The following is a 6104-nucleotide window of genomic DNA, read 5'->3' on the forward strand; positions in this document are numbered from 1 at the left end:
ATACTAGAGAAGAGAACGAGAAGCTAAAAGACAAATATAAATTAACAGATGAGGAGCTCGCTAATCTAGACCCAGCACTTCGTGAAGACATGTTGGATAAATTAGTGAATGAACCATCACTAACGGATATAGCACTAGGAGCCTTGACTACGTTAGGAAGTGGCTTCCTTGCAGGACTTGCGTTGTTTGGGATAGGAAGACGAGAGGAAGATAATCCGATAGCGAGTGTGAAGCCGAGAGAACAGACAGCTGAACCCCCTCCGTCTGAAAAAGATACATTCGATCCAGACAAATTGTCTCCTGCAGAAAGATCGGAGTATGAAGGGTTATTAAAGGCCGCTGAAGAAGCGGAACTTGCGTTAGAAAAAGCGAGTTCGTTTGCAGATAGTGGTGGGAATCCAGAAGATACTAGTTATCTACAAAGTGCTTTAGCGAAAGTAGAGAAGGCTAAAGAAGCGTTGAGTAAGTTTAAGAAGGAAGCTGCAATACGATTTTTGTTAGCTACAGGGGGAGCAAATACGGTTGAAAACAGGATTGAAACAAGTGACACAGTTTCTAGTGTAGTAGAGAAATATCCAATAGATCAGGCTGAAGTAGCCAAGCCAGTGTCGATAGAGAGAACAAAATATCAATTAACTGAACAGGGCCAGGAAGAAGTAAAGAGTTTGCGGGAAAGTGCCTCTAAGGTTGATACACAATTAAAAGAATCAGATACAGCATTATTTAATGAAAAACAAGCGTTAAAGAGAGAAGCAATAGAGAAGCCATTAAAAGATCTTCAGCGCGAGATTCAGGAATTACGAACAAGTATAAATGCAAAGAAAGATACTATCTCAGACTATAATAGTAGTGCAGATGAAACGTTATTAGCGAAGCTCAAAAAGCAAGAAACTTCTTTATTAAGTCAAACTACGACCAAATTAAAAGAGCTTTCGCAGCAAGAAGTCAAAGATAGAAAGAATCTACCAGAACAAGTAAGATTACAATCATTAGACTCGATAATGCAGAACCCTTATAGGTCTCAATTGGAGAGTATAAGTATCCAGATACTGAGTCTTGATTCAAAATCAGCAGAGTATAAAAACTTAAAAATTCAACAAGATGCACTTTCTATAAAAGTAAATGCTTTTGATTCCGCTCGAGAAACTTTGCTAAATCCTAAAACCAAGTTATCGGGAGCTGGAGTTGCGGCAGAGATGCTTAAGAACTTAAATCCTGATTTACCAATCAGTAGACCAACGCAGTCCATTGTGCTAGAAAATTATAATAATCGAGAGAATTTGACTCCTGGTTATGATCCGTCAGGAAAGGTTGGTGGCGTACTTCCTGGAATCAACTATTCTGGAGCAGAGGTCTCTAACACACCAAAAGATCACTCAAGTAGAGGTGGGAATACTGCTTACCATGCTACAGATATTGCATTGCCATACGGAACACCTTATATGCCTGTTGCTGGGGGGACTGCTGAGGTCATCTCGTCTAGTGTATACGGAAATCTTGTAAAGATAAAACATGATTATGGCGTAGAAACATTTTACGCACATAATTCGGAAGTATTGGTAACTAATGGTCAACCTGTAACTTCTTCTACTATTATTGCTAATGTAGGAAATACTGGACATGTTGGTACAAACAAACCTACTCAAGCACCATGGTATGGAGGGAGTCATATTCATTATGAACTACGTATTAATAATAAACTAGTACCAAGTGGAAATTTTGATTGGAACAAATACAAGACAGAAGGGCAAAAGTATGTTGATGATTATTTTGATAAATATGGACCCAATTCACCTGACTATGATTTAGTGGAGAAGAAGAAATGAAAAATACCATTGTCATTTTATTTTTTTTAATTTTTTTTTGCAAAGAGAATGTTAAGAAAAGTGAGCCAATTTTCACTTCCATACCACATAATAATCTTACACTTAATGATTTTATGGGGAGTTGGTATGAAGTGAATAATCTGGAATCTGAATTGGCAAATCCACGTAAGTATAATTATGTAGAAGGTTATACGAGTAGCGGTAGCTTAGGTAAGTTCAAAATATGGCAGGATAAACGAGGTTTTCAATTAGAAATGCATCTTCCACTTCAAGCAGATTCATATTTTCCCCGATCAAGATATGAAATAGAAGGAAATGAAATTAGGATATTTTATACTATCCTAGATACAAAAGAAGAAATAGAAGTAGTTCATATAAGAAAAGTAGAAAACAAATTATGTATTTTAGCGTTATTTGAAGAAACAGCATCAGAAAGGAGTTATGCAAATTATAACTGTAGTGTTTTCTTTATAAAACCGGCTCAGGATCCATTTCCTGGAGATTGGAATAGTGCAAGACATAAATTGCATTTTTATACTAAGACATATCCTAAAATAGGTATTGGAGGACAAAGCGAATTTGATTCAGAGGCTTTGGATAAGTGAGTTAGTTATGTCTATAATCTTTCCTTCCCAGCGCCATCGGATCGACCGAGCGTGCCGTCGAGGGAGAGCCGGGTCGGTTGTTTAAATAAATTGTTTATTATAAAAACCTTGCGAGGCGCCCATACTAAAGTATAAAATGTCCATATAATGAATCTTAATCGGGAGAGAAAGCTTCTAGCGGTGACGAAGGCCAAGGATGGCCGAAGTTCGTTTGTCATGACAGGAGGTCATGCAAACGAGAGCTGGAAGCGAATCTCGACTTGGGGAGGTATGATTGGTTTAGGGGGAGCTAAGGGTAACGTAAATGTTAGTTTCTCTCAAAGAGGAGATACAACGATATCGGGCTCATTGAGTTTAAGTGACAAATACAAAGGACTACAAGTCACAGGTTCGAGCACGACTAACGGATCGACAACGATAGGAGCCAACTACAACCCGAGTGATAAAGGACCAAGACAGGGCTGGAACATCGGGGCAAACTATGACATCAATGGGGGAGGACTGTCTGGATCATTAGGTTACACAGATCCAGGAAGCAAACTAGGAATCACTTCTACAGTGAATCGAGACGGATTGTCCACATCAACCCAATACGCAGGTGTAAATTTAACGACAAACGATTGGAATGGGTTTCGCTTTGATGAGATCAATTGGGCGGAACAGAATATAAACCTTGCACAGGACAAAACGGATGAGATCCGAGATAAGGCCAACCAGATCACTCTGATAAAAGGTAATACCAACTTAACAGATGATCAGATTAATGGGCTGAATAATGAGCAAAGAGCAGAGCTTGCAAACAATATCCAATATGAATTGGATAATCAAAAATTATTAGCTGAGAAGATAGATCCATCTCAATTGACTCCTGAGCAGAGGGAAGCTGCCTTAGATAAGTTGAATGGAGTGATTGACTTGGGAGAGTTAGCGATGGGAGCGTTAGGAACATTGGGAAGTGGCTTCCTGGCCGGGTTAGCGTTGTTTGGGATTGGGAGACGGGAAGAGAATAATCCGATTGCGAGTGTGAAGGAAAGAAATGCGAATGATATGACACCACCTGAAATGCCTGGTCCAATTCCTGCACCACCAGAGACAATAGAATATGCATACCCAGGAGAAGTTGGTTCGAAGAGAGAAATTGATAATACTAAGCCAGTAGATAAATTATTTAACGTTGATGCTGCTCGAGAGATGTTAAATGATCTTACAAGTAAACATATGGGAGATGAAAATACTGATTTAACTTTTGATACATCAACAAGAGATATGAAACTTAAAGATTTGGAAGGTGCTGCTGCGGCGTTAGAGGCAGATTTAGATGCCAAGCTTAAAGATACTACGTTGTCTGCTTCGGAAAGAAAGGCAATTAATGCAGAACTTGCATCATTAAAGAAAACGCAGATAGAGCTGGAAGCAAAAATACGGAGTCAGGAGAGAACTCCGTTAGTGGATCATGGTGGAAATCTAGTGTTCACTCAGTTAGAAATTAAATACGAAGTTAAAATCCCAACAAGTGAACAAGTTGCGAATTTGAAAGCATTGTCTGAAACATATAAAAATTCGGAGAACAATTCAGAATATAAGAAAATTCAGAGCGAAGTTCAAAAGCAACTTTCTGAAACGCCTGAGATGAAAGCTTTGGAGAAAGCTAAGCAAGGTCTTAATGATTCTGTTGGAAGCTTACAGGCATATGCAGAGAGCTATGCAAGACAGGTGGAACAGCGGTTAATGACGCAAGGAGAATCTAATTTCTTGATGAAAGAGAAAGCGAAGCTCGTAGAAAATGCCCAAGCGGAATTGAAGAAAGCACAAGCAAGTGCAGATAAATTAATTACAGGTGCGTCATTGCAAACACAAAAACTTTGGTTGGAGAAAAATGGCTTTCAACTAGCTGGCGCAAAGGATGAAGATATTAGAAAATTAGATAGTACATTGAGGCGTGAAGGTATTTCTGAAACACAAGCAAACAAATATATCGCTGAATTTAATGAGAAAGGTTATATAAATGATAATAGTTCCTTAGTAAATGTTGTGAAAGTTCCCACACGCGTAGAGTCAATGGAAGTTGGCCAAGGACAAGGTGGATTGAGTAAAATCTACCGTGAAGGACCAGATGGAAAACAAATAGAAGTTAGATATCCAGTTGACATAAAGACTTATGGTCTGGCCGTTACATACCCTTTTGATTCTGACACTCATAAAGAAGATGGAGGTAGAACACTACCAATTACAGATCCTAATTCCAAAAAAATTAATCATGATGGGATTGATATTGGGATGGGTACGGGAAGGCCGCTAGGGTCAGTGGGAAAAGGAAAAGTTATAGAGATTAAAAATAGCCCGGAAAGTTTTTTGAATGGAAGTTCGGGAAAAGGTGCCTCGGTTACTGTTGAATATGGGAAGGCTCCAAATACGGTAAGGGTCATATATGGGCATTTAAGCAACATTAATGTTAAATTTGGCGAAGACGTAAATCCTGGTGATTTAATTGGATTGTCAGGTAATTCAGGCCATTCTACTGCTCCACATTTGCACTTTACAATTATTGGGCATAACCCGGAAACTTTCGATTGGAGTAAAATTGAATGATTTGGTTGAGAATTCTCTTATTTTTCTTTTTATTGATTGGGTGTAAGCAAGAAGGAAAAGAACCCACTTCTAAAGAGAGTCCTTTGGTATCACCCACGAAAGAACTCAAAGGATTTCAATTCGAAGAGAAAATAACCAACTCAAATTACAATTGGTCTTTTTTTGAAAGAGTTGGTGGAGAAGAATGTTGGGATGATTTTGAGAAAGCTAATTATCAGGCTTTTGAATTACGGAAGAATGGCCCAGGGCCTAGGCAGTCTCTTATTGATTTTGCAGCTTGTCGCTTACATTTTTATATATTACCTAATGGGACTCATATACTAACAGGTAATGATAGTGGAGAATGGTTTGAAGAAAACCCTAAGGCTATAACAAAACTAGAATGCAATAAAAATATTTGTGAGATGAGCTACGCAGATTATCTTAGCTATTACCCAAAAAATGATAAGCCTGATCGAGTAGTAAAGATCGAACCAAGACAAGGTAAGATTAAGTTTATTATTTTGGATTCTAAGCATTTTCAATTGGTTGATTATCCAAAACATATGTTAGAAAGAGATCGTAATTATAGAGGTATGATTTATCGTTATTTTCCTTCAGCTCATAATTTATCAGGCGACTCTTTCTGCCAAATGGATAAAGAAGAGTTATTAAAGAATCGAGAAATCTACCCTCCTAAGCAAATTGAATGTATCAATCCAGATGATTTGCGTAAGGCGGCAGAGCAATGAATTTGAGTTTCTAGTATGAACCCTTTCCTGCGCCACGGATCGACCGAGCGTTGCCGTCGAGGGAGAGCCGGGTCGGTTGGATAAATAAACTATTCATTATAAAAATCATTGCGAGGCGCCCTTAAGAAAGTATAAAATGTCCATATAATGAATCTTAATCGGGAGAGAAAGCTTCTAGCGGTGACGAAGGCCAAAGATGGCCGAAGTTCGTTTGTCATGACAGGAGGTCATGCAAACGAGAGCTGGAAGCGAATCTCGACTTGGGGAGGAATGATTGGTGTAGGGGGAGCGAAGGCGAATGTGAGCATAAGCTTTTCACAGAGAGGTGATACGACGATATCCGGTTCAATGCA

At 38.8% G+C, this 6104-nt stretch carries 4 protein-coding genes; all 4 read left to right on the forward strand.

Annotation, left to right across the window (positions count from 1 at the left end; genetic code table 11):
• Window positions 1–1826, forward strand: a 1826-nt coding sequence (locus EHS15_RS16965) for a M23 family metallopeptidase (protein WP_135761785.1), incomplete at its 5' end; no start/stop codon positions are given.
• Window positions 1823–2431: a hypothetical protein gene (locus tag EHS15_RS16970; RefSeq protein ID WP_135761786.1), complete on the forward strand. Its 609-nt coding sequence runs from the start codon at window positions 1823–1825 to the stop codon at window positions 2429–2431. The genes EHS15_RS16965 and EHS15_RS16970, both read left to right, overlap by 4 nt.
• A 270-nt stretch (window positions 2432–2701) precedes the next feature.
• The gene (locus EHS15_RS16975) at window positions 2702–5020 is read left to right on the forward strand and encodes a M23 family metallopeptidase (RefSeq protein ID WP_167884271.1); all 2319 of its coding nucleotides are present in this window, start codon (window positions 2702–2704) and stop codon (window positions 5018–5020) included.
• A complete protein-coding gene (locus tag EHS15_RS16980) occupies window positions 5017–5751 on the forward strand; it encodes a hypothetical protein (RefSeq protein ID WP_135761788.1) in 735 nt (244 codons plus the stop codon). Before EHS15_RS16975 ends, EHS15_RS16980 begins: the two co-directional genes overlap by 4 nt.
• Window positions 5752–6104: the final 353 nt, after the last annotated feature.

The sequence above is a fragment of the Leptospira idonii genome, from assembly GCF_004770995.1.
Classification (GTDB): Bacteria; Spirochaetota; Leptospiria; order Leptospirales; family Leptospiraceae; genus Leptospira_A; species Leptospira_A idonii.

Coding starts and splice junctions, on each gene's coding strand:
- EHS15_RS16970 (WP_135761786.1), top strand. CDS start 1,823: ATGAAAAATACCATTGTCATTTTATTTTTTTTAATTTTTTTTTGCAAA.
- EHS15_RS16975 (WP_167884271.1), top strand. CDS start 2,702: ATGATTGGTTTAGGGGGAGCTAAGGGTAACGTAAATGTTAGTTTCTCT.
- EHS15_RS16980 (WP_135761788.1), top strand. CDS start 5,017: ATGATTTGGTTGAGAATTCTCTTATTTTTCTTTTTATTGATTGGGTGT.